Annotated in this window: 26 protein-coding genes and 3 riboswitches; of the genes, 14 read left to right on the top strand and 12 right to left on the bottom strand. The window is 65.6% G+C overall.

The features are described from left to right. Positions 1 to 146: 146 nt before the first annotated feature. The 10 genes from ACWNC0_RS00615 to fdhD all read right to left on the bottom strand — a co-directional run bounded on the left by ACWNC0_RS00615 (position 147) and on the right by fdhD (position 8,411). A complete protein-coding gene (locus ACWNC0_RS00615; protein ID WP_449468856.1) occupies positions 147 to 1,541 on the bottom strand; it encodes an NAD(P)(+) transhydrogenase (Re/Si-specific) subunit beta in 1,395 nt (464 codons plus the stop codon). Positions 1,542 to 1,544: 3 nt separating this feature from the next. Then, positions 1,545 to 1,835, bottom strand: coding sequence for an NAD(P) transhydrogenase subunit alpha (locus ACWNC0_RS00610; protein ID WP_196227069.1), 291 nt, complete (start codon positions 1,833 to 1,835; stop codon positions 1,545 to 1,547). Positions 1,836 to 2,117: 282 nt separating this feature from the next. After that, a complete protein-coding gene (gene cobU / locus ACWNC0_RS00605) occupies positions 2,118 to 2,648 on the bottom strand; it encodes a bifunctional adenosylcobinamide kinase/adenosylcobinamide-phosphate guanylyltransferase (protein WP_449468855.1) in 531 nt (176 codons plus the stop codon). After that, positions 2,645 to 3,607, bottom strand: coding sequence for an adenosylcobinamide-phosphate synthase CbiB (cbiB, locus tag ACWNC0_RS00600; protein ID WP_449469829.1), 963 nt, complete (start codon positions 3,605 to 3,607; stop codon positions 2,645 to 2,647). Before cbiB ends, cobU begins: the two co-directional genes overlap by 4 nt. Next, positions 3,570 to 4,547, bottom strand: a complete 978-nt coding sequence (locus tag ACWNC0_RS00595) for a threonine-phosphate decarboxylase (RefSeq protein WP_449468853.1) — start codon at positions 4,545 to 4,547, stop codon at positions 3,570 to 3,572. The genes cbiB and ACWNC0_RS00595 overlap by 38 nt, the downstream gene beginning before the upstream one ends. Beyond that, complete coding sequence (locus tag ACWNC0_RS00590) at positions 4,544 to 5,254, bottom strand: adenosylcobinamide-GDP ribazoletransferase (protein WP_449468852.1); 711 nt, start codon at positions 5,252 to 5,254, stop codon at positions 4,544 to 4,546. The genes ACWNC0_RS00595 and ACWNC0_RS00590 overlap by 4 nt, the downstream gene beginning before the upstream one ends. After that, the gene (locus tag ACWNC0_RS00585; RefSeq protein WP_449468850.1) at positions 5,251 to 5,817 is read right to left on the bottom strand and encodes a histidine phosphatase family protein; all 567 of its coding nucleotides are present in this window, start codon (positions 5,815 to 5,817) and stop codon (positions 5,251 to 5,253) included. The genes ACWNC0_RS00590 and ACWNC0_RS00585 overlap by 4 nt, the downstream gene beginning before the upstream one ends. Further along, on the bottom strand, positions 5,814 to 6,827 hold the full coding sequence (gene cobT, locus ACWNC0_RS00580) for a nicotinate-nucleotide--dimethylbenzimidazole phosphoribosyltransferase (protein ID WP_449468848.1): 1,014 nt from the start codon (positions 6,825 to 6,827) through the stop codon (positions 5,814 to 5,816). Before cobT ends, ACWNC0_RS00585 begins: the two co-directional genes overlap by 4 nt. Beyond that, positions 6,824 to 7,231, bottom strand: a complete 408-nt coding sequence (locus ACWNC0_RS00575) for a DUF1636 domain-containing protein (protein WP_449468847.1) — start codon at positions 7,229 to 7,231, stop codon at positions 6,824 to 6,826. The genes cobT and ACWNC0_RS00575 overlap by 4 nt, the downstream gene beginning before the upstream one ends. Before the next feature lie 160 nt (positions 7,232 to 7,391). Further along, positions 7,392 to 7,581: riboswitch (cobalamin riboswitch) on the bottom strand. A gap of 47 nt (positions 7,582 to 7,628) precedes the next feature. Next, positions 7,629 to 8,411, bottom strand: coding sequence for a formate dehydrogenase accessory sulfurtransferase FdhD (gene fdhD / locus ACWNC0_RS00570; RefSeq protein WP_449468846.1), 783 nt, complete (start codon positions 8,409 to 8,411; stop codon positions 7,629 to 7,631). 91 nt (positions 8,412 to 8,502) lie between these two features. Continuing rightward, positions 8,503 to 8,748: riboswitch (cobalamin riboswitch) on the top strand. Positions 8,749 to 8,921: 173 nt separating this feature from the next. Between fdhD and ACWNC0_RS00565 the strand changes: the two genes are divergently transcribed. Genes ACWNC0_RS00565 through bluB form a run of 5 tightly spaced genes read left to right on the top strand, consistent with a single transcriptional unit; the run spans position 8,922 to position 15,940 of the window. Next, entirely contained in the window at positions 8,922 to 9,971 is a 1,050-nt protein-coding gene (locus ACWNC0_RS00565) for a HoxN/HupN/NixA family nickel/cobalt transporter (protein ID WP_449468845.1), read from the top strand. Next, a complete protein-coding gene (gene cobW, locus ACWNC0_RS00560; RefSeq protein WP_449468844.1) occupies positions 9,968 to 11,008 on the top strand; it encodes a cobalamin biosynthesis protein CobW in 1,041 nt (346 codons plus the stop codon). Before ACWNC0_RS00565 ends, cobW begins: the two co-directional genes overlap by 4 nt. Then, a complete protein-coding gene (cobN, locus tag ACWNC0_RS00555) occupies positions 11,008 to 14,700 on the top strand; it encodes a cobaltochelatase subunit CobN (RefSeq protein ID WP_449468842.1) in 3,693 nt (1,230 codons plus the stop codon). Before cobW ends, cobN begins: the two co-directional genes overlap by 1 nt. After that, positions 14,697 to 15,302 carry a cob(I)yrinic acid a,c-diamide adenosyltransferase gene (cobO, locus tag ACWNC0_RS00550; RefSeq protein WP_449468841.1) on the top strand — a complete coding sequence of 202 codons (606 nt, stop codon included), beginning with the start codon at positions 14,697 to 14,699 and terminating at the stop codon, positions 15,300 to 15,302. The genes cobN and cobO overlap by 4 nt, the downstream gene beginning before the upstream one ends. Then, positions 15,302 to 15,940, top strand: a complete 639-nt coding sequence (gene bluB / locus ACWNC0_RS00545; RefSeq protein ID WP_449468840.1) for a 5,6-dimethylbenzimidazole synthase — start codon at positions 15,302 to 15,304, stop codon at positions 15,938 to 15,940. The genes cobO and bluB overlap by 1 nt, the downstream gene beginning before the upstream one ends. Before the next feature lie 113 nt (positions 15,941 to 16,053). Here bluB and ACWNC0_RS00540 read toward each other — a convergent pair whose 3' ends face one another. Beyond that, positions 16,054 to 16,908: an alpha/beta fold hydrolase gene (locus ACWNC0_RS00540; protein ID WP_449468839.1), complete on the bottom strand. Its 855-nt coding sequence runs from the start codon at positions 16,906 to 16,908 to the stop codon at positions 16,054 to 16,056. Between the two features lie 132 nt (positions 16,909 to 17,040). Continuing rightward, positions 17,041 to 17,265: riboswitch (cobalamin riboswitch) on the top strand. A gap of 158 nt (positions 17,266 to 17,423) precedes the next feature. Here ACWNC0_RS00540 and ACWNC0_RS00535 point away from each other — a divergent pair. From ACWNC0_RS00535 to cobJ, 4 genes are read left to right on the top strand one after another with little or no spacing between them, the layout of a single operon-like run. Beyond that, the gene (locus ACWNC0_RS00535; protein ID WP_449468838.1) at positions 17,424 to 18,539 is read left to right on the top strand and encodes a cobalamin biosynthesis protein CobG; all 1,116 of its coding nucleotides are present in this window, start codon (positions 17,424 to 17,426) and stop codon (positions 18,537 to 18,539) included. Further along, on the top strand, positions 18,539 to 19,168 hold the full coding sequence (locus ACWNC0_RS00530; RefSeq protein ID WP_449468837.1) for a precorrin-8X methylmutase: 630 nt from the start codon (positions 18,539 to 18,541) through the stop codon (positions 19,166 to 19,168). The genes ACWNC0_RS00535 and ACWNC0_RS00530 overlap by 1 nt, the downstream gene beginning before the upstream one ends. After that, a complete protein-coding gene (gene cobI / locus ACWNC0_RS00525; protein WP_449468835.1) occupies positions 19,165 to 19,887 on the top strand; it encodes a precorrin-2 C(20)-methyltransferase in 723 nt (240 codons plus the stop codon). Before ACWNC0_RS00530 ends, cobI begins: the two co-directional genes overlap by 4 nt. After that, positions 19,884 to 20,633 (top strand): precorrin-3B C(17)-methyltransferase, encoded by a 750-nt coding sequence (gene cobJ, locus ACWNC0_RS00520; RefSeq protein WP_449468834.1) that lies wholly within the window; start codon positions 19,884 to 19,886, stop codon positions 20,631 to 20,633. Before cobI ends, cobJ begins: the two co-directional genes overlap by 4 nt. Here cobJ and ACWNC0_RS00515 read toward each other — a convergent pair. Then, positions 20,609 to 21,358 carry a cobalt-precorrin-6A reductase gene (locus ACWNC0_RS00515; protein WP_449468833.1) on the bottom strand — a complete coding sequence of 250 codons (750 nt, stop codon included), beginning with the start codon at positions 21,356 to 21,358 and terminating at the stop codon, positions 20,609 to 20,611. The two genes, cobJ and ACWNC0_RS00515, sit on opposite strands and share 25 nt — an antisense overlap. On the opposite strand from ACWNC0_RS00515, the gene cbiE reads away from it, so the two are divergent. From cbiE to cobF, 5 genes are read left to right on the top strand one after another with little or no spacing between them, the layout of a single operon-like run. Beyond that, positions 21,357 to 22,559, top strand: a complete 1,203-nt coding sequence (cbiE, locus tag ACWNC0_RS00510; RefSeq protein ID WP_449468832.1) for a precorrin-6y C5,15-methyltransferase (decarboxylating) subunit CbiE — start codon at positions 21,357 to 21,359, stop codon at positions 22,557 to 22,559. The two genes, ACWNC0_RS00515 and cbiE, sit on opposite strands and share 2 nt — an antisense overlap. After that, on the top strand, positions 22,556 to 22,912 hold the full coding sequence (locus ACWNC0_RS00505; RefSeq protein ID WP_449468830.1) for a cobalamin biosynthesis protein: 357 nt from the start codon (positions 22,556 to 22,558) through the stop codon (positions 22,910 to 22,912). The genes cbiE and ACWNC0_RS00505 overlap by 4 nt, the downstream gene beginning before the upstream one ends. Next, positions 22,909 to 23,694 carry a precorrin-4 C(11)-methyltransferase gene (cobM, locus tag ACWNC0_RS00500; RefSeq protein WP_449468829.1) on the top strand — a complete coding sequence of 262 codons (786 nt, stop codon included), beginning with the start codon at positions 22,909 to 22,911 and terminating at the stop codon, positions 23,692 to 23,694. The genes ACWNC0_RS00505 and cobM overlap by 4 nt, the downstream gene beginning before the upstream one ends. Next, positions 23,691 to 24,998 (top strand): cobyrinate a,c-diamide synthase, encoded by a 1,308-nt coding sequence (locus ACWNC0_RS00495; RefSeq protein WP_449468827.1) that lies wholly within the window; start codon positions 23,691 to 23,693, stop codon positions 24,996 to 24,998. The genes cobM and ACWNC0_RS00495 overlap by 4 nt, the downstream gene beginning before the upstream one ends. Further along, positions 24,995 to 25,738 carry a precorrin-6A synthase (deacetylating) gene (gene cobF, locus ACWNC0_RS00490; protein WP_449468825.1) on the top strand — a complete coding sequence of 248 codons (744 nt, stop codon included), beginning with the start codon at positions 24,995 to 24,997 and terminating at the stop codon, positions 25,736 to 25,738. Before ACWNC0_RS00495 ends, cobF begins: the two co-directional genes overlap by 4 nt.

The raw sequence follows: 25,738 nt of genomic DNA, 5'->3' as shown, positions 1-25,738 counted from the left end.
AATTAGCACGATCAACATCGACGACGCATCGCTCGACTGATCAGCCGTTAGCGCAATACTTCTCCGCCCAAGTTGCGGGCGAACCCCCATGAAAAAAGCCCGCTGCTTGGCAGCGGGCTTTTGTATCTTGGCGCTATGCGGGCCGATCAGTGGAGGCCCGAGCCGCCGCCCGCCAGTTCCTTGGCGATGGAGCCGACCATGTCCTTGGCGTCGCCGAACAGCATCTGGGTGTTGCTGTTATAGTAGATCGGATTGTCGATCCCGGCGAAGCCCGCGTTCATCGAGCGTTTGATCACGAACACCGACTTGGCGCGGTCCGCTTCGATGATCGGCATGCCCGCGATCGCGCTCTGCGGATCGTCGCGCGCCGACGGGTTCACGGTGTCGTTCGCGCCGATGATCACCGCCACGTCCGCCTGCGGCAGTTCGGGGTTGATGTCGTCGAGATCGACCAGCTGTTCGTAAGGAACGTTGGCTTCGGCAAGCAGCACGTTCATGTGGCCGGGCATGCGGCCTGCCACCGGATGGATCGCGAACTTGACGTCTACGCCCTTCTTGGTGAGCGCCTGATACAGCTCGCTAACCTTGTGCTGCGCCTGCGCGACCGCCATGCCATAGCCGGGGATGATGACAACGCTGCTGGCATTTTCCAGCTGCATCGCCGCTTCTTCAGCCGAAGCCGAGCGCACCACCCGGTCATCCTTGCCGCCAGCGACGCCCGCGACCACCTTGCCAAAGCCGCCGAACATGACGTTGGCAAAGCTGCGGTTCATCGCCTTGCACATCACCAGCGCCAGGATGAAGCCCGATGCGCCATCGAGCGCACCCGCGACGATCAGCAGCTTGTTGCCCAGCGCAAAGCCCATGGCGGATGCTGCAAGACCCGCATAGCTGTTCAAGAGCGCGATCACGGTCGGCATGTCCGCGCCGCCGATCGGGATCACCAGCAATATGCCGAACAGCAGCGCTAGGCCCGCGAACAGCGGGAACAGCCAGGTCTGCGTCGGGTCAAGCGCCAGCGTCACGCCGATCGCCACCGTCGCCAGCGCCACCGCGCCATTGACGATGCGCTGGCCGGGGAAGGACACCGGGCGGCTGCCCATCAGTTCCTGCAGCTTGGCAAAGGCGATGATCGAGGCCGTGCAGGTCAGGAAACCCAGCAGCATCTCGAACATCAGCGCCCACAGGATGAAGCCGCCCGCATATTCCGCATGGGCGTGCTTGTAATATTCAGCGGCACCGATCAGGCCGACGGCCAGCGCGCCAAAGGCGTGGGAGATGGCGGTTCGCTGCGGGATCGCCGTCATCGGCATCAGCAGCGCCATCGGGATGCCCGCCGCCGCGCCCGCGATCATCGCGATGATGATCAGGTTGTAATCAACGACCTCATGCTGGACGAGCGCGCCGATGATGGCGATGATCATGCCGATCTCGCCCGCGCGCACGCCACGACGGGCGGTCGAAGGATGGCTCATCCACATCAGCGACAGGATGAACAGGGCAGACGCGACAATCGCCGCGAAGGGTACAAAGGCGTCCATCTGTTACTTCCCCCGCGGCTTGAACATCTTGAGCATGCGATCGGTGATCATGAACCCGCTGACCAGATTCACCGTCGCGCAGAACACCGCGATGAAGCCCAGCGTCTTCGCCAGAGGCGTCGCCCCCGCCTCACCCGTGATCGTGATCGCCCCCACAATCACCACCGCCGCAATCGCATTGGTCAGCGACATCAGCGGCGAGTGCAAAAGCGGCGATACCTTCTTGATCAGCTGAAAACCCAAAAAGGCCGCCAATATGAAGACGAACAGATAATCTGCATTGAAAGCGTTCACTGACTTATCCCCTGTCCAGAAACCGCGATCTGATCAAGAAACCCTGGCGGTCTTCCAATTTCGCCTGGGTTCGGAGCATATCGCCCCTGCCATGATCGCTGGCTCCTATAAAATCCCTCCACGCATTATTGAGCGTGCCATATTGACCGAGCAGATCGCAGGCAAGCCGGTCAGAGCAATTTATCACATAGTCGATTCGCGCAACGAATTTATTCAACCTCTACGACAAGTAGGGCTGCGGGCATCAGCGATTTTCAAAATCGCTTGCAGCCGCGCTCTTCTTCATCCGCCTTGCTTGAGTGTCAGGGGCAGGCCAGCAGCGACAAATACCACACTGTCGCAAGCGGCCGCCACATGCTGATTAAGCAGGCCCGCTTCGTCTCTGAAACGGCGGGCAAGTGCATTTTCCGGGACGATGGAGAGGCCGACCTCATTGGCGACCAGCACGATGGGAAGGGTGCAGCTGGTAATGGCAGCGATCAGTTCTTCGCTCCACCGGGCGATGTCTTCGCCAGCCAGCAGCAGGTTGGACAGCCACAGGGTAAGGCAATCGACAAGGATCGGGCCAGATGGCGTACGCGCGTGGGCATTCCAGATCGCGGCGGGCAGATCGATTGGGGCTTCGATCGTTCGCCAGCGCGCGTTGCGACGGGCGCGATGCATGCCGATCCTTTCGTGCATCTCAGCGTCGTACGCCTCGGCCGTGGCGATGTAGGTCATGATGCCCGGCAGGGCTTCGCACTGCGCTTCGGCATGGCGGCTCTTGCCCGAACGGGCGCCGCCGAGCACAAGCAGCTTCTGGAAAGCGGTCATCGCCCGATCCGTTCGATCAGCGCCGTCGCGAGCCAAAGGAGCGCGCAGGCGCGAACATAGAGCGCCAGCGCGGCGTGGGCGTCGGCGGGCGTGGCTTCGCCCCCTTCCCCGCCGATCCATGGCTTGGCATGATATTGGCCTTCATAGGCGACCGGCCCGGCAAGCCGGATGTCTAGCGCCCCCGCCATCGCCGCTTCGGGCCAGCCCGCATTGGGCGATGCGTGACGGCCATGGTCGCGCCAGAGGATGCGCCAGCCGCCCAAGCCCGCGACGCAGATCAGGAAGCCGGATAAGCGCGCGGGGATCAGGTTCAGCAAGTCATCGAAGCGAGCGGCGGCCCAGCCAAAGGCCGCGAACGGCTCCTCGCGATGGCCGATGAGGCTGTCGGCGGTGTTGACTGCCTTATAGGCCCAGATTCCGGGCAGGCCGCCGACGAGCAGCCAGAAGAGCGGCGCGACGACGCCATCGCAAAAGCTTTCAGCAAGGCTTTCTATGGCGGCGCGGGCGACACCTGCATCATCGAGGGTGGCGGTATCGCGTCCGACGATCTGGCTGACCGCGCGGCGGGCAGCGAAGAGATTGCCTGCTTCTAGAGCCTGAACGACGTGCAGGACATGGTCGTACAGACTGCGCTGCGCAAGCGCTGGCCAAGCGGCAAGCGCAAGCCCTGCCCAGGCCCAGGAGCCGAGCAAGTGGCGGATGATGAATTCTGCGGCCCAGCCCGCTGCGATGGTGGTCGTGAGGAGGAGTAGCAGCGTGACGATACCGCCGAAACGGCGACGCGCTGTGCCGAAGTGGCGCTGGTTCAAACGGCGCTCGCAAGCGGTGATGATCCCGGCGAAGGCTCCGACCGGGTGGCCGATACGGGCGTGCAACCGGGCTGGCCAGCCTAGCGCCGCGTCAAGGATCAGCGCGGCCAGCTCAACCAAGCGCTTCGTCCAGCCGGGCCATCGCCGCATCATCGGCGGGCAGACCGAAGCGGAGCCAGTTCGGCCGGTCCTCGAACGGACGGGTGAGAATGGCGTGGCGCGCGAGGCGGTCGAACAGGGCGGCGGCGTTCGGCGTGTCGATCAGGCGGAATAGCGGGCAATCGCCGCGCGGGATGAAGCCGTGGCGGATAAGTAGCGCATCGAGGCTGGCGGCGCGGGCGGGGAGGGTCGCGATCGTCTCGTCAATCCAGCGCTGGTCTCGACAGGCGGCGCGGCCAAAGTCGATCGCGGCTGCGGAAAGGGGCCAGTCTCCCAGCAGCCTGCGGCAGGCGGCAATGATGGAGGCCGGGCCGAGGAGGAAGCCGAGGCGGACGCCAGCAAGCCCGAAGAATTTGCCAAAGGAACGGAAGATGAGCAGGCGGCGGTGATCCCCAACTTCGGCCGCCATGCTGGCACCGGGCAGGCAGTCGGCGAAGGCTTCATCGACGATCAGCCAACCGCCTTCCCTTTCCTGTTGAGTTAGAAGCTGCTGCATTTGCGCCTGCGTATAGAGGCGGCCATCGGGATTGTTAGGATTGGCAAGCAGGAGCGCGGTGCCCGGTGGCGCGTCTTCGGGTTGCTGCAACGGGCGCGAGTTTGGGAAAGCCTGCGCATGGGTGCGGTAGCACGGCAGGATATGGCAGGCGGGCGCATCGATCAGATGGCCAAGCAGGCGCAGGCCGGTTTCGCTGCCCGGCAGTGCGCAAACGTGATCGGAGGAGACGCCGAAATATGCGGCGGCCGCCTGTTCAAGATCGGCAAGTGCTGCGGGATCGGGGAGGGATTGCCAATCAGGGGTGATTGTGGCGGTGCCGGGCCAGGCGAGCGGATTTATGCCGGTAGAAAGATCGATCCAGGGCCGATCCTCGGCTGCATAATGCTGACGCGCCGCCGCCAGACGACCGCCATGCCAGTGGAAGACGTCACTCATCGTGCCAGCACCAGTGCAGCTAGCAGGCCACTTTCGATGAGTTCGATCCCGGCACCATGACCATCGCCAGAAATGCCGCCGATCCGGCTGCGCAGCCACCATCCCCAAAGCGGGACGAGGATAGCGGCGGACAGGAGGGCGGGAATGATCAAGCAGTTAGCTACGGCCAGCATCATCCAGCCGAGCAGATGCACCGGGCTGATGCTTTCGCGGAAGCGGCTGGCGAGGCCTGCATGGAGCGGCGGGAGCCAGAGGGTCCATGCCAGGGGGCCGATCCGCGCGACGAAGGGCACGGCGATGAGGGCGATCGGCGCGACATGCTCCGCGCAGAGGCGCAGCAGGACGAGCTTCGCCAGCAGTTGCAGGACGATGGTGACGACGCCGAAGCTCCCGATATGCGGGTCGGCAAGAACGGCGGACAGCTTTGCCGGGTCGCCATGGGCTGCCCCTACCCCGTCAGCGATGTCGCCAAGACCGTCGAGATGAAGCGCCCCGGTGATGGCGACCCAGGCGATCAGGCCGAGCAAGGCGGCCATCCAGGGTTCGACGATCAGGCCGATCGTCATGGCGGCGGCGACGGCGAGGCCGACGATGATGCCGGTCGCGGGAAACCAGCGGATCGCAGCGGCGAAATCCTCCTCATCCGCGCGCACTTGCGGGAGCGGCAGGCGGGTCATGAGTTGCAGGGCGAGGATGAGGCGGGTCATGTCACGAGCCCGGTGATCTGCGCGCTGGGATTGTCTCCCGGCCAGATACGCAGGCTGAGCAAGGCGCCATAAGGCAGGTCGATTGCCCAGGCTTGCTGGTACGTGAAGCCACACAACGTAGTCAGCGCGCCACGTATCGCACCGGCATGGGTGAGAACCAGCGATGGCCGGTCGATTTCGCCAAGTGCCGCCTTTACGCGCAGGCAAAGGCTGGACCAGCCTTCCCCTCCCGGCGGAGGATGGTCATCGGGGGACGACCAGAAGGGACCAATTTCCTCGGCGGGCAGAGTGGCGGGGTCGGTGCCCTCCCATTCGCCGAAGTGCAGTTCGCGCCAGCGCGCGTCGATGTCGTGCGGCACCTGCCGGGCGGTTGCGATCAGGGCGGCGGGAGCGCGGGCGCGCGTCAGGTCGGAGCTGATCAGGCGGTCGAACGCAAGCGCGCGGGATCGTTCGACGCATAGCTGCATGGCGGCCGGGTCGGGCGGCATGTCCATATGACCGAGCAGCAGGCCGGGCGCTTGTGGCGCTGCGTGGCGCATCAGGTGGAGCGTGAGCGGGCTCATAGCGCGTTAGCCACGGCGGCTTCGGCGAAGGTCGCCATCTGGTCGTGCGCGGCGAGGGCCGAGCGGATGAGTTGCGCCGCGACGGCTGCGCCGCTGCCTTCGCCGAGGCGCATGTCGAGGTGAAGCAAGGGGTGCAGGCCGAGCTTTTCGAGCAGCCGGGCATGGCCTGCTTCGGCGGAGCAGTGGGCGGCGAGGCAGTGGGCCGTGATGGCGGGATTGTCGCGCGCCAGAGGGGCGATGGCCGCGCCGCAGATGAAGCCATCGAGCAACACCGGCACGCGCAGCATGCGCGCGGCGAGGATGGCGCCTGCCATCGCCGCGATCTCTCGCCCGCCGAGGCGGCAGAGCGTTTCGAAAGCGTCGGCGCAATGGGGGGCGTGCAGGGCATGCGCCATCTCGACGGCCTGCGTCTTGCGGGCGAGGGCTGCTGGGTCGATGCCGGTGCCACTCCCCGTCCAGTCCTGCGCCTCGCCGCCGAAGGATTGAAGGCAAAGCGCAGCGGCCGGGGTGGTGTTGGCGATACCCATTTCACCGGCGAAGAACAGGTCGCAATCTTGCACGACGGCGGCGCCCGCGTTCAGGGCGTCGAGGCATTCGGCCTCCGTCATCGCGGAGACTTCGCATATGTCGGCGGTGGGTTTGTCGAGGGCGAGCGCGACAATGACCAGCTCGGCTCCGCAGGCGCCCGCAAGCGCGTTGATCGCCGCGCCGCCTGCCTGGAAGTTCGCGACCATCTGCTCCGTGACGGAGGGCGGGAAGGCGCTGACACCGCGTGCGGCGACGCCATGATTGCCCGCGAAGATGGCGGCGCGGATGCGGTCGGTGCGTGGACGTTCGCGACCTTGCCAGCCTGCCATGAAGAGGGCGATCTCCTCCAGCCGCCCGAGCGATCCGGCGGGTTTTGTCAAAGAGGCTTGCCGCGCCGCTGCGGTTTCGATCGCTCCCGCGTCAGGTGCGGGGAGCGTGGCGAGCGCGGATTGGAAGCCAGCGCGATCCTGAAAGCGGATCATGTGCAAATGAAGCCTTCAGGCGGCGTGCGGACGATGAAATGGCCCTTCACCCCTTGCGGCCATTCGGCATAGCGCACGACGCCTTCTTCGCTGGCAGCGTGGCGCAGGGCGTAATCGAGGATCGCGCGGGCGGCGTCCACATCCGGGGTGAAGTCGCCCAGCACATAGCCGACCTTGCCGGGACCACGCACATGGACGGTGCAATGGCGCTGGCAGGCGAAGAGGCAGGGCATGTCCTGCACGGCGACGGCCTCATAAGCAGGCTCGGCCGCCTGAAGATCGCGCATGGCCTCAACCAACAGCGCGCCGCCGCGCCGTCCTGCCCCATCCTCCCGCTGATCGGCGGACAGGCGGCAGGTCGAGCAGACCACCACCGAAGCCCTGTTTTCAACAGCGCACAGCATCAGCGGCGCACTTCCATAACCATGTGAACATGAAAGACCGTCATCTTGGCCCTCCTCGCAAAATCGAACCGCAAACGGCCCTGCCCGGCCGTATGGCGAGCAAGGCGGTGGCTGTCGTCCGCGAGGGGAACCCCGTTCGTCCGGCACACCCTGTCCGGCCGAAGAACGACTGCGGCAGGCAGGTCTCCTGGCTCACGGGTCGCTGCGTACCGGCCGCCTTCTCGGGAGAAAAGCTCCCCCAATGGCTGCGTGGCCGGTCCACTCACCGCTTACAGTTGCAGGGGCAGCGCGGGCATTACACCCGACTTCCCTTTTGATCCCCGAGGGGAACCTGTCGCGGGGCTGCTGATAAAGAGGCGGTGGCGCGTCCGCAAGCGGTAGATGGAGCGGCGCTTCGTCAGTCGGGCAGTTCGCCCACCGCGAGCACGGCATCGGGCCGGGCAAGCACGATGATCGGCAATCCGGCGCTGGCCGCGCGTTCGGCTGCGAGACGTGTCGGGGCGGAGATGGTGACGAGCAGGGGGCAATTGGCGAGCGCCGCCTTTTCCACTAGCTCAAAGGAACAGCGGGAGGACAGCACCGCGAAACCGCCATCCCAGGACATTTGCCCCCGCCGCATGGCCCCGATCAGCTTGTCGAAGGCATTGTGGCGGCCCACATCCTCATAGGCGAGGCGGATCGCGCCATCCGGTCCCGCCAAGGCAGCGGCATGGACCGCGCCGGTTTGCCGGTTGAGCGGCTGATGTGCGGCAAGATCGCGCAAGGCGCCGAAGATAGCTTCCCGGCTCGCTTCCGATCGGGCGGTCACGGCAGGCAGGGGCCGCATCGCCTGCTCCAGATTTTCCACGCCGCACAGACCACAGGAGGAATCGGAGACGCGATGACGGACCCGGCCGAGCAGCCCCTCGACGCGGTCTTCCGGTAGAGTGGCCCGTGCGACCAAGCCCTGCTCCGTAGCATGGACCTCGACGTCGATCGGCGCGTCGGATGGGATGACCAGCCGCTCGGCCAGCGCGAACCCCTGCACCAGTTCCGCAACGTCGGCGGGCGTCGCCATCAACACGGCATAGCCAACGCCGTTGAACTCGATCGCGACGGGCACTTCCTCCGCCAACTCGCGCGTCACGGGCGATGCTTCGCCATCGGGGGTGATGCGGGTGAAGGAGAAGGGCGAAGACATAGGGCCGGTCTAGGCGGGCAATGTGCCTCCGGCAAGCAAATGGACGCGGCCATGCAACTGCCGCTTCCCTTTGGTGGCTAAGCCATCTATGCACGGCCACGATCGCGCCGGTGCCCGAAAGGGCTTTAAAGGGAATGCGGTGCGGGTTGCTGACAAGGCGCCCAAATCCGCGGCTGTCCCTGCAACTGTAAGCGGTGAGCGAGACGCATATCGACCTTCCGTCACTTGTCGGGGGGTCAGCCACTGGGCCGGACGCTAAATCATGCGAGGCCTGGGAAGGCCATGTGTCGAGCGATGACCCGCAAGCCAGGAGACCTGTCGGCGTCTGGTCGCTCTTGCTTTGGCCCAGGGGATGGCCGGGGCACGGTATTCCGTCTGAGCGACGCGTGCGGCGGGACCGCACCGGCTTCATGTGCCGGACGCTTCATCGCGTCCGTCCGGCGCGTGATGTCGGCCGCGTAGCGGAGGCCCCGTCCAGTCTCGCTGACGCTGACGGGAGCCATGTCTCCAATGGTTATGCAATTTCCGGCGCTTCGCAGCCGTGCCACGTTCATGTTCAGCGCGCTGATCGCCGCCAATGTCGCTTTGTGGCTTTGCGCCTTGCTGATCTTTGCGGGCGACACGATGATGCTGGGCACCGCCCTGCTCGCCTGGAGCCTGGGCCTGCGCCACGCAGTCGATGCCGACCATATCGCCGCCATCGACAATGTGACCCGCAAGCTGATGCAGGAAGGTCAGCGGCCGCTGACCGTCGGCCTGTGGTTCGCGATCGGCCATAGCGGGATCGTGCTGATCGCCGCCGTCGGAATCGCTTTCGCCGCCAGCGCGCTTAGCCGTGTCGAGGCGGCGGGCGAGATCGGCGGGACGATCGCGACGATCATCTCCGCTACCTTCCTCTTCACCATTGCCGCGATGAACCTCATCATCCTGCGGTCGGTTCTAAAGACCTTCAACCACGTCCGCAGTGGTGGCGCCTATGTCGATGAAGATATGGACATATTGCTGGGCAATCGGGGCATGTTGGCCCGCCTATTCCGGCCGCTGTTCCGTCTGGTCACGCGCAGCTGGCACATGGCGCCGCTGGGCTTTCTGTTCGGGCTAGGATTTGACACGGCGACCGAAGTCGCGATCCTTGGCCTGTCGGCGGGGCAAGCGGCGAGCGGCCTTTCGATCGCCACCGTGCTCATCTTTCCCCTGCTGTTCGCGGCGGGCATGGCGCTGATCGACACGGCGGACGGCGCGCTGATGATGGGCGCCTATCAATGGGCGTTCGTGAAGCCGATCCGCAAGCTCTACTACAACATCACCATCACATCGGTGTCCGCGCTGGTCGCGATCGTCATCGGCGGGATCGAGGCGGCGGCGCTGCTGGGCGACAAGCTGGGCCTGACGGGCGGCGTCTGGTCGGTGGCCGCCAATCTGGGTGAGCACTTCAACAGCCTCGGCTTCTTCATCATCGGCCTGTTCGCCGCCTGCTGGCTGGTGAGCTGGATCATCTACCGCTGGAAGCGCTTCGACGAGATCGAGGTGCTCCTCTCCAATCAAGGACAGACTTTATGAGCAAAGTTCCCGCCACCGTCATCACCGGATTTTTGGGCGCCGGTAAGACGACGCTGATCCGCCACCTGATCGAAAATGCGGGTGGGCGGCGGCTTGCCCTCATCATCAACGAATTTGGCGATGTCGGCGTCGATGGGTCGCTGGTGAAGGGGTGCGGCGATGAGGCTTGCCCGGATGAGGATATTATCGAGCTGGCCAATGGTTGCATCTGCTGCACCGTGGCGGACGATTTCCTGCCGACGATGCAGCGGCTGCTCGACCGGGATGTGCCGCCCGATCATATCATCATCGAGACATCGGGCCTCGCCCTGCCAAAGCCGCTGGTGAAGGCGTTTCAGTGGCCCGATATCCGGACACGGGCGACGGTGGACGGGGTGATTGCACTCATCGATGCCGATGCACTGGCGGCGGGCCGCTTCGCCCATGACGAGGAAGCGCTGGCTGCCGCTCGGGCGGCTGATCCGACGCTGGACCATGACAGCCCGATCGAGGAGCTCTTCGAGGATCAGCTGGCCTGTGCCGACCTTGTGCTGCTGAACAAGACCGACTTGGTCGAGGGCGGCAGGCTTGCGGAACTGGAGCGGGATCTGGCGGCGGAAATCCGGCCGGGCGTGCGTATCGTCCGCACCGCGCGGGGGGAGATCGACCCGGCGGTCCTGCTCGGCCTTGATGCCGGGGTCGAGGATCAGGTTGACGCCCGCCCCTCCCACCATGACGAGGAGGAGGATCATGACCATGAGGATTTCGACAGCTTCGTCATGGAGTTGGGGGAATTGGGCAATCCTGCGCCGCTGCTGGATGCTCTGAAGCAGGTCATAGCCGATCACGACATATTGCGGGTGAAGGGCTTCGTCGCCATTGCGGGCCGTCCGGCAAGGCTGGTCATTCAGGCGGTCGGGCCACGCATCCAGCATCATTATGACCGGCACTGGCAGGTGCATGAGGAGCGCCGATCGCGACTGGTCGTGATCGGCCAGGCGGGGCTGGACCGGGCGGCGATCGAACGGGCATTCATCAAGCAGATGGCGGTCGCCTGATGCATTTGCTGACCGCCACGCCGGGCACAGTCTCCAACGGAGACGAAGCGATCGATCTTGGCCAATCGCCGGGCGACATCGTGCTGCTGACCGTGGCGGACAGCGATCTTGCCTGTTTTGCCAGCGCCGCCGCCATGCTGGGAGAAGGTGCGCCGTCGACCCGGCTGGCCAATCTCCTTCAGCTCAAGCATCCCTATTCGGTCGATCTCTATGTCGAGAAGGTGATTTCCCACGCAAAATTCGTCTGCGTGGTGCTGTTGGGGGGCAAAAGCTATTGGCCCTATGGCATTGAGGAAATTGCCAATGTCGCGCGCGACAGGGGCATTGCCTTCGCCGCCATCGCGGATGGGCGGGAGGATGACCCCGAACTGCGGATGGCGTCCACCCTGCCCCCGAAAATATGCGACCGGCTGCGCGATTATCTGCGGCAGGGTGGCGTCGCCAATGCCACGGCTTTTCTAAGGACCGCCGCGCGGATTGCAGGGTTGGACGCGGGCGCGCCTGACGCGCCGGTTCCGGTCGCCGACGCGGGCCTGTATCTTCCCGGTGTCGAACGCCCAACGCTGGAACAGGTGAAGGCCGGTTGGACATCCGGCCAGCCGACAGCGCTGTTCCTTTTCTACCGCGCCTTGTTGATCGCCGGAACGCTGGAGGCAGTGGACGCGATGATCGCGGGATTGCGGGCTGCGGGGCTTAATGTCCTACCGGTCCATGTACGGGCGTTGCGGGAACCCTTTGCGCGCGACTTTCTGGAAGGGGTGATCGGGGCGGCTCGGCCGGACGTCATTCTGAACGCCACCGCCTTTGCCGCGTCGGCGCCCGGCGAACCGCGCACGCCATCCATATTGGAGCGGGCCGATTGCCCGGTTCTCCAGACCCTGTTCGCCAGCGCCGAACAAGGGGCGTGGCAGGACAGCGCGCGTGGGCTGGGTCCGCGTGACCTGGCGATGCATATTGCCTTGCCCGAAGTGGATGGGCGCATCTTCACCCGCGCGGTCGCTTTCAAGGCCGCTGCCCGCTTCGACGCGCGGACGGAATGCAGCATCGTGGTGCCGCAGCTTCTGGCTGATCGTGTGATCTTCGTTACCCAACTGGCTGCAAACTGGGCCAGATTGGGACTGACGCGGGCTGAGGACCGCCATGTCGCGCTGGTCCTTGCCAATTATCCGAACCGGGATGGGCGGATCGGCAATGGCGTGGGTCTGGACACGCCGGAAAGCGCGGCGGCGATCCTGCGCGCGCTGGCGGAGGCAGGCTATCGGACGGGCGACGCGCCGACCGATGGCGCGGCGCTGATGGCGCATATGACCGGAGGTGACGCGCCCTGCTCGCTCGCGCTGGCCGACTATAGAGCGGCATTTGATGACTTTCCCGAAAGCGTTCGCACAGCCGTTATCGAGCGATGGGGCGAGCCGGAGAACGATCCCTTCTGTCAGGGTGAGGTCTTCTCCCTTCGGGTCCATCGCTTCGGTCAGGTCGCGGTCGCGGTGCAGCCGTCGCGCGGCTATGATGTCGATCCGAAGAGCAGCTACCATGACCCGGCGTTGCCGCCGCCGCATGCCTATCTCGCCTTCCACATCTGGCTGGCGCACACATTCGTCGCGCATGCGGTCGTGCATGTGGGCAAGCATGGCAATCTGGAGTGGCTGCCGGGCAAGGCGATCGCGCTGTCGGAAAGTTGCTTTCCGGAAATCTGCGCCGGGCCGATCCCGCAAATCTATCCGTTCATCGTCAACGATCCGGGCGAAGGCACACAGGCCAAGCGGCGGATCGGCGCGTGCATCGTCGACCATCTGACGCCGCCCCTGACCCGTGCGGAAACCTATGGGCCGCTCAAGGAACTGGAGGCGCTGGTCGATGAATATTATCTGGCGGCGGGGATGGACCCGCGCAGGCTGGAAACGTTGCGCCGGGACATATTGGCGCTCGCGGCATCGCAGGGGCTGGACAAGGACGCGGGCGCAGAGGGCAGCGGGGACGATGCCTTAGCTGCGATCGATAACTATCTATGCGAATTGAAGGAAATGCAGATTCGTGACGGGCTGCATGTCTTTACCCGATCGCCTGAAGGGACGTTGCGGCGGGACCTGCTGATCTCCCTTGTTCGCTGCCCGAGAGGTTTGGAGGAGGATCAGCAATCGCTGCTGCGGGCTCTGGCGGACGATCTGGATTTGGGTTTCGATCCGCTCGACTGCGGCATGGGCAAGCCTTGGGATGGGCCGCGCCCGGACGTGCTGGCAGGCGTGGCGCAGGATGCATGGCGCAGCACCGGCGATACGGTGGAGCGGCTGGAGCTCTATGCCATGCAGCTGCTCGACACGGGCGAGGCCGCGCCGGGGCCGTCGAGCGGGCGCGTTCTGGAGGTGATACGCAGCGACCTTGGTCCCCGCGTGGATGCTTGCGGAGAGGCAGAGAAGGCTGCGCTGCTTCAGGCGCTCGACGGTAAGTTCGTGCTGCCCGGCCCGTCCGGCGCGCCGACGCGGGGGCGGCCCGATGTGCTGCCGACCGGGCGGAACTTCTATTCGGTCGATACGCGCGCGGTGCCGACCGTGGCCGCCTGGAATTTGGGCCAGCGATCCGCCGACCTCATTGTGCAGGATTATCTTCAGCGGGAGGGCGATTATCCCCGCTCCGTTGCCCTGTCGGCCTGGGGCACGGCGAACATGCGGACGGGCGGCGACGACATCGCGCAGGCGCTGGCTTTGATGGGCGTGCGGCCGCGATGGGAGTGGGCTTCGGGGCGGGTCGTGGGCTTTGAGGTGATGACGATCGCCGAACTGAACCGGCCGCGCGTGGATGTGACGCTACGCGTGTCGGGCTTCTTCCGCGACGCCTTCCCGGAACAGATCGACCTGATCGATAGCGCCGCGCGCGCCGTGATGGCGCTGGATGAGCCCGATGAGGACAATCCGGCTGCGGCTCGTCACCGGGCGGAGGCGGCGGCGCTGATTGCCGAGGGGACGCCTGAGAAGGCGGCGCTGCGGCGCGCGGGGGCGCGCGTTTTTGGATCGAAGCCGGGCGCTTATGGTGCAGGCTTGCAGGCGATGATCGACGAGCGACTGTGGCATGATCGATCGGACCTTGCGAACATCTATCTGGATTGGGGCGGCTATGCTTATGGCAGCGGGGTCGAAGGGGATGCGGAGCGAGGATTGTTCGCGCAGCGGCTAACCGAGGCCGACGCCCTCATCCAGAATCAGGATAATCGCGAGCATGATCTGCTCGACAGCGACGATTATTATCAGTTCGAAGGCGGGATCGCGGCGGCTGTCGAGCATCTGTCGGGGCGGACGCCGCTCAGCTACCATAATGACCATAGTCGGCCCGAACGCCCCGTCGTCCGGACGCTGGAGGATGAGATCGGCCGGGTGGTGCGGGCGCGCGTCACCAACCCCAAATGGATCACGGGCATGATGCGCCACGGCTATAAGGGCGCGTTCGAGATTGCCGCTTCGGTCGATTATCTCTTTGCCTTTGCCGCCACGACCCATGGCGTGAAGGACCATCATTTCGACGCCGTCCACGCCGCCTTTATCGAGGATGAGGCGGTGCGGGCCTTCATGGCCGACGTCAATCCCGCCGCGCTGCGCGAGACCGCCGCGCGCCTCCACGAAGCGCTGGACCGGGGGCTGTGGCGGCCACGGTCGAACAGCGCCGCCATGCTCCTCGCCCAACTGAAGGACCCATCATGATCGAACGCACGCCCGAACAACATGCCGAGAAGATGAAGAAGAAGCAGGCCGCCCATGACAAGATCATGGCGACCAAGACACAGGAAAAGGGCCTGCTGATCGTCCATACCGGCAAGGGCAAGGGCAAGACGACCGCTGCGCTGGGCATGGTCGTGCGCGCCATCGGTCATGGCAAGAAGGTCGGCGTGGTCCAGTTCGTGAAGGGCGCGATGACCACCGGAGAAAAAGTCGTGTTCGATGCGTTTCCGGACAATGTCACATTCAAGCCGATGGGCGAAGGCTTTACCTGGAACACGCAGGACAAGACCCGCGACATTGCGCTCGCCCGTGAAGCGTGGGACGAGGTAAAGCGGATGATCGCCGATCCCGCCTATGATATGGTGCTGGCAGATGAGCTTAATATCGTCCTGCGCTACGACTATCTGCCCGTTGATGAGGTGCTTGAGGCCGTGGCGAGCAGGGGCGAGATGAAGCATGTCCTTATCACCGGCCGCAACGCGCCCGAGGCTCTGATCGAGGCGGCCGATCTCGTGACGGAAATGACACTGGTCAAGCATCCCTTCCGCAGCGGCGTGAAGGCGCAGGCAGGGATCGAATTTTGATGAGCGGACCCGCTATCACCCCGATCGACAGCGCGCAGTTCGAGGCACTGGTCCGGGCGCGGCGGGATATTCGCCATTTCCGGACCGACCCGATCGATGAGAATGATGTCGAATGGCTGCTCAGCATGGCGCATCGCGCGCCGTCCGTCGGCCTGTCGCAGCCGTGGCGCTTTGTGCGGATCGAGACGGCGGAGTTGCGCGAGGGGCTGGCCTGCCATGTCGACCGCCAAGTCAGGGAAGCGGGCAAGGAATATGATGGGGATCAGGACCGGCTCTATCGCAGCCTGAAACTGCATGGGCTGCGTGAGGCGCCGGTGCTGTTCGCCGTCTATTGCGACGATGGGACGGAAACCGGCCATCATCTGGGCGCTGTCACCATGCCCGAGGCGCGGCGCTATAGCTGTGTGATGGCGGTCCATACGCTCTGGCTGGCGGCGCAGACACGGCGGATCGGGATGGGGTGGGTGTCGATCATGCAGCCCGAAGGCGTGGACGCGATGCTGGACATTCCGACGGGCTGGGAGTGTCTGGGGCTGCTGTGCCTTGGCCGACCGGTGAGCGAGGAGGATGTGCCGGAATTGGAGCGTCGGGGCTGGGAAGAGCGCACGGATTGGCATTCGGTGGTGGTGCGGCGGTAACTTGACCAGCTTCCCTCCGTTCGGGCTGAGCCTGTCGAAGCCCTTCACTTCTCTTCAGGAAAGAAAAGCCCTTCGACAGGCTCAGGGCGAACGGATGTTGGGTTGCCCCCTTTTCACCCCCGCAAGAAATCCAGCGCCAGCGCTTCAAACCGGTCCTTGTGTTCGATCATCGTCCAATGGCCGCAGCGCGGAAATACATGCAACTCCGCATTGGGGATGATGCGCATGGGCAACAGCGCGCCGTCGAGCGGGCTGACCTTGTCATCGCGGCCCCACATGATCAGCGTGGGCGCCTGAATCCTGCCCAGATAATCGATACGCTGAGATACGCCCGGCCCGCTCATCGACTGGGCGATGAAACCTAGTGCTGCGCGCGTGTACATTTTGCGGCTGCTTTCCATCGTCACCGGCTCCAGCGCCGCCTTGTAACGCATGTCGATCAGTTCGTCGGTGATGATCGATTTGTCGTAGACCATGGATTCGAGCCACGCGATGATGTTTTCCCGCGTCGGGTCCTCGATAAAATCGACGAGGCGGGTCAGCCCTTCATTGGGGAAGGTCGAGGTGATGTTGAAGCCGATCCCGCCAATCGTGATGTAGCGCAGCACGCGATCGGGATGCGAAGCGGCGAGGTGACCGCCCACGATGCCGCCATAGCTGTTGCCGACCACATGGGCGCGGTCGATGCCAAGGCCGTCCATCAGGGCGACAACCGCGTCGCGCGCCACGCCCACCGGATCGCCATCAACGGGATCGCTTTTCCCATAACCGGGCGCGTCCAGGATGATGGTGCGGAAATGCTGGGAGAAGAAGGGCAGGTTACCCTGAAAATTCGCCCAGCCGGTCACGCCGGGGCCGGACCCGTGGAGCAGCAGCAGCGCGGGACCTGATCCGGCTTCATGATAATGGAGCCGTCCCTTGTCCGTTTCCAGGAAGCGGCTGGTCGCTTCGAAGTTGAAATCGCTCATTTTTTTCCTCTCCATTCTACAATCGTTGATGAAGGCGTAGCGGTGACATTGGGTTGACGCAAGGAAGCGGTCCTTGGCCACTTCCCTTTCGCCCGCATCCCTCCTATGAAGCGCGTCGAGCCGGGTTCGTCCCGGTTCATCGATCGCGCCGGTGCCCCGCAAGGGGCTTAAATGGGAACGCGGTGCGGGAGGGTTTCCTCCCTAATCCGTGGCTGTCCCTGCAACTGTGAGCGGCGAGCGAGGCATGGACCGGCCGACCCTGAGAATGGGGCGGCCAGCCACTGGAGCGATCCGGGAAGGCCCCATGCCAAGCTGTGACCCGCAAGCCAGGAGACCTGCCGGAGCAAAGGTCGCTCTTGCCATGATCCAGGGGATGGTCACGGCTCGGTTCTCCGTTTGAGCGACGAATTTCGTGCGGCTACGGCCGTGCAGGCGTGCGGCCTGTCCGCCTGCCTGTGCGTGCCGTCCGTGTGTTGTGGCGCTGGTGCGGGAGTGCAGGAGCAATGCAGGAGCTGATGCGGCGTGACGCAGCGCGAGCTGGCGTGCGCGGCTGGTGCCCGACAGCATGGCGGCCGATGATGGCGGGCGACGGGCTGTTGGTCCGGGTGCGCCCGGCGCTGGGCCGGATGACCCGCGCACAGACTGTGGGGTTGTGCGAAGCGGCACTTGCTTTCGGCAACGGCCACATAGACGTCACCAATCGCGCGGCCTTGCAGATCAGGGGCGTGACGCAAGCGAAGCATGGTGCGTTGATGGGGAGGCTCGTCGCATTAGGGGTGGCGCATGCTGATTCCGGGCAGGATCGGCAGCTGCCGATGTTGATTAACCCGGATTGGGTCGCCGACGGCGACAGCGCAGTCATCGCCGCCGCCTTGGCCTCGCGCGTTGATGAACTGCCGGACCTGCCAGCCAAGGTCGGATTTGCCATCGATGCAGGGCCTGCGCCGGTGCTGAAAGATATTCCAGCCGACTTCCGGATCGAACGGTCGGCGAGCAGAGCGTTGATCCTGCGAGCGGACGGGCGAGGTCATGGCATTCCGGTCGATGTGGCGGACGCGGCGGACGGGCTGATCCGTTTGGCTCGCTGGTTCGTGGAGAGCGGAGGGTTGCAGGCCGGGCGCATGGCGCGGCATGAGGCGCCCCTTCCCTTCATGGCGGCGGAGCTTCCGGCACCTACCCGTTCACGGCGCGCTGCGCTGGCTGCCGCGCCCGGTCCTTTCCATGCCGCGCCCTTCGGCCGGATCGAGGCAAAAGCGCTGCTTGCCGCCATCGCGCAGTACACGCAGGCTGTGCGGATCACGCCTTGGCGAGGGCTGGTGCTTGAGGGCAGCAGCGCGCCTGCCGATGACCCTGACGACCCCTGCCTTGCCGCCGATGCTTGTCCGGGCGCTCCCGCCTGTCCGCAGGCGAGCGTTTCCACTCGCGACCTAGCCGCTCGCCTCTCTCCCCATGTGCCGGAACTCCATGTTTCCGGATGCGCCAAAGGCTGCGCCCGGCCGTCGCAGGCGGCGGTCGTGCTTACCGGACGGGACGGGCGCTTCGACCTTGCCCGCCATGCGCGCGCGGGCGCGCCACCGCTGCAAACGGGCCTGTCGCCCGATCAGATCATAGCCCTTCTCGGAGCCCAGTGATGCCGCATCTTTATGAAACGAACGCCGCGGAAATTTATCGCCAGTCCTTCCAGATGATCCGGGCAGAGGCGGTACTGGATCGCTTTTGCGCCGAAGAGGAACGGGTTGCCGTGCGCATGATCCACGCCGCGGGCATGGTCGGGCTCGCGCCGCATATCCGCTGTTCGCCGGACTTCGCTACGGCCGCGATCGCGGCGCTGGAGGCGGGTGCGCCGATCCTGTGCGACGCGCGGATGGTGTCGGAAGGGATCACGCGCGCGAGGTTGCCCGCAGGCAACACGATCCTCTGTACCTTAAACGACAGCCAGGTACCCGATCTCGCGCAAAAAATGAGCAATACCCGGTCGGCCGCAGCGCTGGAGCTGTGGCGGCCACATCTTGCGGGCGCTGTCGTCGCCATTGGCAACGCCCCTACCGCGCTTTTCCACCTGCTCAACATGCTGGAAGACCCGGCATGCCCGCGCCCGGCGGCAATTATCGGCTGCCCGGTCGGTTTCGTCGGCGCGGCGGAGTCCAAGGCGGCGCTGTGGGAGGCGCAGCCTGTGCCATGCTGCATCGTCGAAGGGCGGCTGGGCGGCAGCGCGATCACCGTCGCGGCCGTCAACGCGCTAGCGAGCGCAGCCGAATGAGCGGGACCATTCATGGCGTGGGCCTTGGCCCCGGCGCGCAGGACCTGATGAGCGTACGGGCCGACCGGCTGATCCGCAATGCACGCCACATCGCCTATTTCCGCAAGCCCGGCCGCGCGGGTCATGCGCGGAAGATCGTCGATGGGCTGCTGCGTCCCGATGCCATCGAATATGCGATGGAATATCCGGTGACGACCGAAATCCCGGTTAGCGACCCGCGCTATAATCAGCACCTTTCCGCCTTCTACGCCGAATGCACCGCGCATCTGCATGGACTGGCAGCGGCGGGCGAAGATGTGGTCGTGCTGTGCGAGGGCGATCCCTTTTTCTACGGCAGCTTCATGCATCTGCACAGCCGCCTGTCGCCACTAGCGCCCGTGCGGATCGTGCCCGGCATCACCGGCATGTCGGGCGCGTGGACCGCGAGCGGCACCCCGATCAGCTGGGGCGACGATGTGCTGACCGTGTTGATGGCGACCCTGCCCGAAGAGGAACTGGCCCGGCGCATCCATGACAGCAATGCGCTGGTCGTCATGAAGATCGGCCGCAATCTGGCCAAGCTGCGCCGCGCGGTCGAAGCGGCGGGCAAGCAGGACTGCGCCTGGCTGGTCGAATATGCGACGATGGCAGATCAGAAGATCACTCCGCTAAACAAGGCAGAGGCGATCACCAGCTATTTTTCCATCCTGCTGATCCACGGTCAGGGACGGCGGCCATGAGCGGATGGGTGGCGGTAGCAGGGCTCGGCCCCGGCGCTGACGCGCTGGTGACGCCTGAGGTAACGCTGGCGCTGGCCGAGGCGACCGATCTGGTCGGCTATGCGCCCTATGTCGCGCGGGTGGAGGATCGCCCCGGCTTGGTTCGCCATGCGTCGGACAATCGGGTCGAGCTGGATCGCGCCGCCCATGCGTTGGAAATGGCGGCGGCGGGGAGGCGCGTGGTGGTGGCATCCTCCGGCGATCCGGGCGTGTTCGCGATGGCGTCGGCGCTGTTCGAGGCGTTGGAGGCAGGGCCGCGCGAGTGGCGCGCGATCGACATTCGCATCCTGCCCGGCATTACCGCCATGCTGGCCGCAGCCGCGCGGGCGGGCGCGCCACTGGGTCATGACTTTTGCGCGATCAACCTATCGGATAATCTGAAGCCATGGGCGTTGATCGAGCAGCGGCTGCGCCTCGCCGCGCAGGCCGACTTCGCGATGGCCTTCTACAATCCCCGGTCGAAGGCGCGGCCGGAGGGCTTTGCGCGGGCGCTCGACATATTGCGCGAGGAATGTGGGGACGACCGGCTGATCCTCTTCGCGCGCGCTATATCGACGCCGGACGAGCAATTGCGGGTCGTCACGCTGGGTAAGGCTAGCGCCGATATGGCCGACATGCGCACGATGGTGATCGTGGGGTCCAGCCGGACCCGCCTTATCGAGCGCGCGACCAGCCCGATCCTCTACACGCCGCGATGGGCCGAATGATCGATCCACGCCAGCACATCGGCGAGGTCGTGAAAGGATTGCGCCTGTGGCATGGGCGGCCGGTCGATCATGATGACAGGCAAGCCGAGCGCCCGTGCCGCGTCGATCTTCGCGCGCGCGCCTGCGCCTCCGGCATTTTTGGCGACGATCAAGTCGATGCCGTGCGCGCGCATCAGGGCGAGATCACCCTCCAGCGTGAAGGGGCCGCGATCCACTGTCAGCTGATGACGCGGCAACGCGGGCGGCGCATCGGGCGCATCGACGAAGCGGAGCAGATAACGATGCTGCGGCTGGGCGGCGAAGGCTTCGACATGCATGCGGCCGAGCGCCAGCATGACGCGCCGGGGCGGGCCGTCGAGTGCTTCAACGGCGCCCGCAATATCGGCCACATGGGTCCAGCGGTCACCCTCCCCCGCTTGCCATTCCAGGCGGGTGAGGATCAGATGAGCAACGTCCGCCTCATGCGCGGCCGCGACGGCATTGGCGCTGATCGTCGCGGCGAAGGGGTGGGTCGCGTCGATCAGGTGGGTGAACCCCTCCGCCTTCAGGAATACCGCCAGTCCAGCAGCGCCGCCAAAGCCGCCTACGCGCACCGGCAACGGCTGCGCGCGCGGGTTGCCGGTGCGTCCGGCATAGCTCAACATGGCGCGCTCACCGCGCTCGGCAAGGGACTTGGCGAGGGCGCTCGCTTCGGTCGTGCCGCCAAGGATCAGGATGTGGCGCATGGTGGCTGAAGGTCCCTGGCTGAAGATCATCGGCATAGGCGAAGATGGGGCGGCGGGCCTGCCCGACGTTGCGCGCGCCGCACTGGAACAGGCTCGCATGATCACCGGAGCGCCGCGCCATCTGGCGCTGTTGCCACCCCTTAGGGCCGAACGCCTGACCTGGCCAGCGCCCTTTGAGGATGGCGTGAAGGCGCTGCTCGCCCGGCGGGGGGAGCCGATAGTGATGCTGGCGTCGGGCGACCCATTTTGGTTCGGCGCGGGGGCGAGCGTCACGCGGCATTTGCGGCCCGAGGAATGGGTGTCGCATCCTGCGCCGTCGAGCTTTGCGCTGGCGGCTTCGCGGCTCGGCTGGGCTTTGCAGGATGTGGCCTGTCATGGCCTGCACGCCGCGCCGTTGACGCGGTTGAGGCCCATGCTGGCGCGGGGGTGCCGCGCCATTGTGCTGCTGCGCGATGGGGCAGCGGTGCATGCGCTTGGTTCCTACCTGGCGGAGGCGGGCTTTGGCGCGTCCAGCCTGCACGTCATGGAAGCGTTGGGCGGGCCGCGCGAGCGGGTGCGGCAGGCGCGCGCCGATCAGATTAGCCTTGACGATATTGCGCACCCTGTGGCGGTGGGCGTGGAGGTGGCGGGCGATGGCGAGGTGATGCCCTGCGTCAGCGGACTGGTGGATGACTGGTTCGATCATGACGGGCAGATCAGCAAGCGGCCGGTGCGGGCGCTGACACTGTCGGCGCTGGCCCCGCGTCCCGGCGAGACTTTGTGGGACATCGGCGCGGGATCGGGATCGGTCGCGATCGAATGGCTGCTCAGCCATGCTTCCACGCAGGCCGTGGCATTTGAGGCCGACCCGGTACGCGCCGCGCGGGCGAAAGCGAATGCGGAGAGGCTGGGCGTCGATCGGCTTATGCTGATCGAAGGGCGCGCCCCGGCGGTGCTGGCGGGGCGGGTCCGCCCTGACGCCATCTTCATCGGCGGCGGGTTCAGCGAAGCGATGATGGAAGCGATCGTCGCCCTGCCCGGTGAGCGGACGCGGCTAGTCGCCAATGCAGTGACGCTGGAATCGGAAGCGCTGCTGGCGCGCTGTCATAAGCGGCTGGGCGGCGAACTGCTGCGAATAGAGATAGCGAGCGCCGCGCCGATCGGCACGCGGCGGGGCTGGAAAGCCGCCTATCCGTTGGTGCAGTGGAGCGTGACGTTATGATCGTGGCGGGCTTTGGTTGCCGCAGCGGGGCTGGCGAAGACGCCTTACGGGCGGCGCTTGATGCGCACGGCGCTGGCGTTACTGCACTGGCGACCTTGGCGCACAAGGAAGCACTGCTTGCTCCCCTCGCCCGCGCATTGAACTTGCCGCTGATCCTGATCGATCCCTGCGCCATCGAGGGAGCGGACACGCCCACGCGCTCCGCCGCCAGTCTGACGGCTTACGGCACGGGCAGCGTCGCCGAAGCGGTCGCGCTGATGGCAGCGGGGCCAGGCGCGCGACTGATCACCACCCGCATCATCTCATCGGATGGACAAGCCACTTGCGCGCTGGCCCAAGGAGTTTTTGCATGACCGTCCATTTCATCGGCGCCGGGCCGGGTGCGCCCGACCTGCTGACGCTGCGCGGCCGCGACCTGATCGCCGCCTCCCCCGTCTGCCTCTATGCCGGGTCGCTGGTACCGCGCGCGCTGCTCGATCATTGCCCGGCCGGTGCGCGGATCGTGAACAGCGCGCCGCTGACGCTCAACGAGATCATGGCCATCATCGCGGAGGCGGACGCGGCGGGGCAGGATGTCGCGCGGCTGCATTCGGGCGACCTGTCGATCTGGTCGGCGATGGGCGAGCAAATCCGCCGCCTCAAGGCACTGGGCGTCGGCTATACGGTGACGCCGGGCGTACCGTCCTTCGCAGCGGCGGCGGCGGCGCTGGAAGCGGAGTTGACGCTACCGGGGCTAGGCCAGTCGCTTGTCCTCACGCGCACGCCGGGGCGGGCGAGCGCCATGCCGCCTGGCGAGACGCTGGCGGCCTTTGGCGCGACCGGCGCGACGCTGGCGATCCACTTGTCCGTCCACAATCTGGCGAAGGTGGTTGCGGACCTGGTGCCGCTTTATGGCGGGGATTGCCCGGCGGCGATCGTGTGGCGGGCAAGCTGGCCGGACCAACGCATCGTGCGCGGGACGCTAACGACGATAGAGGAGCAGGCGGCAGGCGGGCCGGAACGCACCGCCCTCATTCTCGTGGGACCAGCGCTGGGCGAGGGGGATTTCGCCGAGAGCCAGCTTTATGCGCCCGGCTATGACCGGCGATTTCGTCCCGCCACGACGGAATCGCGTTTCGCCGGATCGGAAGAATGACGCCCGGCGTCCTTATTGCCGCACCGCGATCTGGATCGGGCAAGACGGTCATTACGCTCGGCCTGCTCAGGGCGTTGAAGCGGCAGGGCGTGTGCGTTCAGTCCTATAAATGCGGGCCGGACTATATCGACACGGGCTATCACCGGCTGGCGAGCGGCCGCCCGGCCTTCAACCTCGACAGCTGGGCGATGGATGGGGCTCTGGTCCACAGTCTGGCGGGTGAAGCCGCTGACGCCGATTTGATCGTCGCGGAGGGCGTGATGGGCCTGTTCGACGGCGCTGCGGCGCGGGGCGCGAACGGCAATGGGAGCAGCGCGGACATAGCAGCGGCGCTGGGCTGGCCGGTTGTGTTGATCATCGATGTGTCGGGACAGAGCCAGTCGGCCGCCGCCATCGCGCATGGATTTCGGATGTTTCGGGCGGACGTGCGAGTGGCAGGCGTCATCCTCAACCGGGTCGCGAGCGCGCGCCATGAAGCCATGATCCGGCAGGCGATGGAGGATGTCGCCATGCCCGTGCTGGGCGCGATCCCGCGATCCGATGCCTTGTCCATCCCCGAACGGCACCTTGGCCTTGTGCAATCTGGGGAGCAGGACGAGATTGAGCAAACGATCGACGGGATCGCGGATCTGGTCGAGGCGCATGTCGACCTTGCGGCTCTTCAAGAGGTAGCCGACGCGGTGCCCGGCATATCAGCAGCCCCCTATCGCTGCCCGCCGCCGGGGCAGCGGATTGCACTGGCGCAGGATGCGGCCTTTTCCTTCACCTACGCCCATATTTTGAGCGGCTGGCGCGCGGCGGGGGCAGAGATACTGCCCTTTTCCCCCTTGGCCGACGAGGCACCCGATCACCAAGCCGACGCCGTCTGGCTGCCCGGTGGTTATCCCGAACTGCATGCACCACAACTTGCCAACGCCACGCGGTTTCTGGACGGACTGCGCCAACATGCGCTCGACCGTCCGATCCATGGCGAATGCGGCGGTTATATGGTGTTGGGACAGGCGATCATCGATGCGCAGGGGCAGGCCCATGCGATGGCGGGGCTGCTCGGGCTTGTTTCCAGCTTTGCGGATCGGCGGCTTCAACTGGGCTATCGGCAGGCGCAGTTGCTGGCGCCGATGGGCGGCTATGAGGCGGGTGCGACGCTGCGCGGGCATGAGTTTCACTATTCGACGATCGTCGATCAGCCCGACGAACCGCTTGCCCATGTCGTGGATGCGATGGGCGCTGCGGTCACCGCGACTGGATCGCGCCGGGGGCGCGTGACGGGCAGCTTCTTCCATCTTATCGCGGGTGCCGCATGATCCGCCTGTCGCTCATCGGTATCGGCACGGGCAATCCCGATCATCTGACGCTCGCCGCCATCCGGGCGATGAACGAGGCTGACCTGATCCTGCTGCCGCGCAAGGGAGAGGCCAAGTCCGACCTGATCGACCTGCGCCGGTCCATCTGTGCGCAACTGCTGACCGGCCCCGCACGGGTCGTCGAGTTCGACATGCCCAAGCGCGCGGATCAGGCCGCCTATGTCGAGGCGGTCATCGACTGGCATGATGCAATCGCCGCGATCTGGATGGAGCAAATCGCCCGTCATCTGCCCGATGGTAGCACCGTTGCGCTGCTCGTCTGGGGCGACCCATCCCTCTACGACAGCAGCCTGCGGATCGCGGAACGGCTTGGCCCATCGGTCGCGATCGACGTCGTTCCCGGCATCACCAGCGTTCAGGCACTGACGGCCGCGCATGGCATCTGCCTCAATCGCCTGGCTGACCCGGTGCTGATCACCACCGGCCGCCAGTTGCGCGAACGGGGTTGGCCCAACGGCATGCGCGATGTCGTCGTGATGCTGGACGGGCGTTGCGCATTCCAGACGCTGGAGCCGGAGGGGCTAACGATCTGGTGGGGCGCCTATCTGGGCATGGAGCATCAGTCGTTAGCCCACGGTCCTTTGACCGTGACAGGACCGGAAATCATCGACCGCCGGGCACAGCTGCGCCAGCGGCATGGATGGATCATGGACGTGTATCTGCTGCGCCGGGACGCCTGA

The organism is Sphingobium chungangianum (assembly GCF_977014255.1).
The sequence above is the reverse complement of the archived record's forward strand: the minus strand, read 5'-3'. Positions and strand labels throughout refer to the sequence as shown.

Excerpts from the sequence above, each read along its gene's own strand:
- ACWNC0_RS00615 (WP_449468856.1), bottom strand. The coding sequence starts at position 1,541 with ATGGACGCCTTTGTACCCTTCGCGGCGATTGTCGCGTCTGCCCTGTTC.
- cobU (WP_449468855.1), bottom strand. The coding sequence starts at position 2,648 with ATGACCGCTTTCCAGAAGCTGCTTGTGCTCGGCGGCGCCCGTTCGGGC.
- cbiB (WP_449469829.1), bottom strand. The coding sequence starts at position 3,607 with ATGCGGCGATGGCCCGGCTGGACGAAGCGCTTGGTTGAGCTGGCCGCG.
- ACWNC0_RS00595 (WP_449468853.1), bottom strand. The coding sequence starts at position 4,547 with ATGAGTGACGTCTTCCACTGGCATGGCGGTCGTCTGGCGGCGGCGCGT.
- ACWNC0_RS00590 (WP_449468852.1), bottom strand. The coding sequence starts at position 5,254 with ATGACCCGCCTCATCCTCGCCCTGCAACTCATGACCCGCCTGCCGCTC.
- ACWNC0_RS00585 (WP_449468850.1), bottom strand. The coding sequence starts at position 5,817 with ATGAGCCCGCTCACGCTCCACCTGATGCGCCACGCAGCGCCACAAGCG.
- cobT (WP_449468848.1), bottom strand. The coding sequence starts at position 6,827 with ATGATCCGCTTTCAGGATCGCGCTGGCTTCCAATCCGCGCTCGCCACG.
- ACWNC0_RS00575 (WP_449468847.1), bottom strand. The coding sequence starts at position 7,231 with ATGCTGTGCGCTGTTGAAAACAGGGCTTCGGTGGTGGTCTGCTCGACC.
- fdhD (WP_449468846.1), bottom strand. The coding sequence starts at position 8,411 with ATGTCTTCGCCCTTCTCCTTCACCCGCATCACCCCCGATGGCGAAGCA.
- ACWNC0_RS00565 (WP_449468845.1), top strand. The coding sequence starts at position 8,922 with ATGGTTATGCAATTTCCGGCGCTTCGCAGCCGTGCCACGTTCATGTTC.
- cobW (WP_449468844.1), top strand. The coding sequence starts at position 9,968 with ATGAGCAAAGTTCCCGCCACCGTCATCACCGGATTTTTGGGCGCCGGT.
- cobN (WP_449468842.1), top strand. The coding sequence starts at position 11,008 with ATGCATTTGCTGACCGCCACGCCGGGCACAGTCTCCAACGGAGACGAA.
- cobO (WP_449468841.1), top strand. The coding sequence starts at position 14,697 with ATGATCGAACGCACGCCCGAACAACATGCCGAGAAGATGAAGAAGAAG.
- bluB (WP_449468840.1), top strand. The coding sequence starts at position 15,302 with ATGAGCGGACCCGCTATCACCCCGATCGACAGCGCGCAGTTCGAGGCA.
- ACWNC0_RS00540 (WP_449468839.1), bottom strand. The coding sequence starts at position 16,908 with ATGAGCGATTTCAACTTCGAAGCGACCAGCCGCTTCCTGGAAACGGAC.
- ACWNC0_RS00535 (WP_449468838.1), top strand. The coding sequence starts at position 17,424 with ATGCGGCGTGACGCAGCGCGAGCTGGCGTGCGCGGCTGGTGCCCGACA.
- ACWNC0_RS00530 (WP_449468837.1), top strand. The coding sequence starts at position 18,539 with ATGCCGCATCTTTATGAAACGAACGCCGCGGAAATTTATCGCCAGTCC.
- cobI (WP_449468835.1), top strand. The coding sequence starts at position 19,165 with ATGAGCGGGACCATTCATGGCGTGGGCCTTGGCCCCGGCGCGCAGGAC.
- cobJ (WP_449468834.1), top strand. The coding sequence starts at position 19,884 with ATGAGCGGATGGGTGGCGGTAGCAGGGCTCGGCCCCGGCGCTGACGCG.
- cbiE (WP_449468832.1), top strand. The coding sequence starts at position 21,357 with ATGGTGGCTGAAGGTCCCTGGCTGAAGATCATCGGCATAGGCGAAGAT.
- ACWNC0_RS00515 (WP_449468833.1), bottom strand. The coding sequence starts at position 21,358 with ATGCGCCACATCCTGATCCTTGGCGGCACGACCGAAGCGAGCGCCCTC.
- ACWNC0_RS00505 (WP_449468830.1), top strand. The coding sequence starts at position 22,556 with ATGATCGTGGCGGGCTTTGGTTGCCGCAGCGGGGCTGGCGAAGACGCC.
- cobM (WP_449468829.1), top strand. The coding sequence starts at position 22,909 with ATGACCGTCCATTTCATCGGCGCCGGGCCGGGTGCGCCCGACCTGCTG.
- ACWNC0_RS00495 (WP_449468827.1), top strand. The coding sequence starts at position 23,691 with ATGACGCCCGGCGTCCTTATTGCCGCACCGCGATCTGGATCGGGCAAG.
- cobF (WP_449468825.1), top strand. The coding sequence starts at position 24,995 with ATGATCCGCCTGTCGCTCATCGGTATCGGCACGGGCAATCCCGATCAT.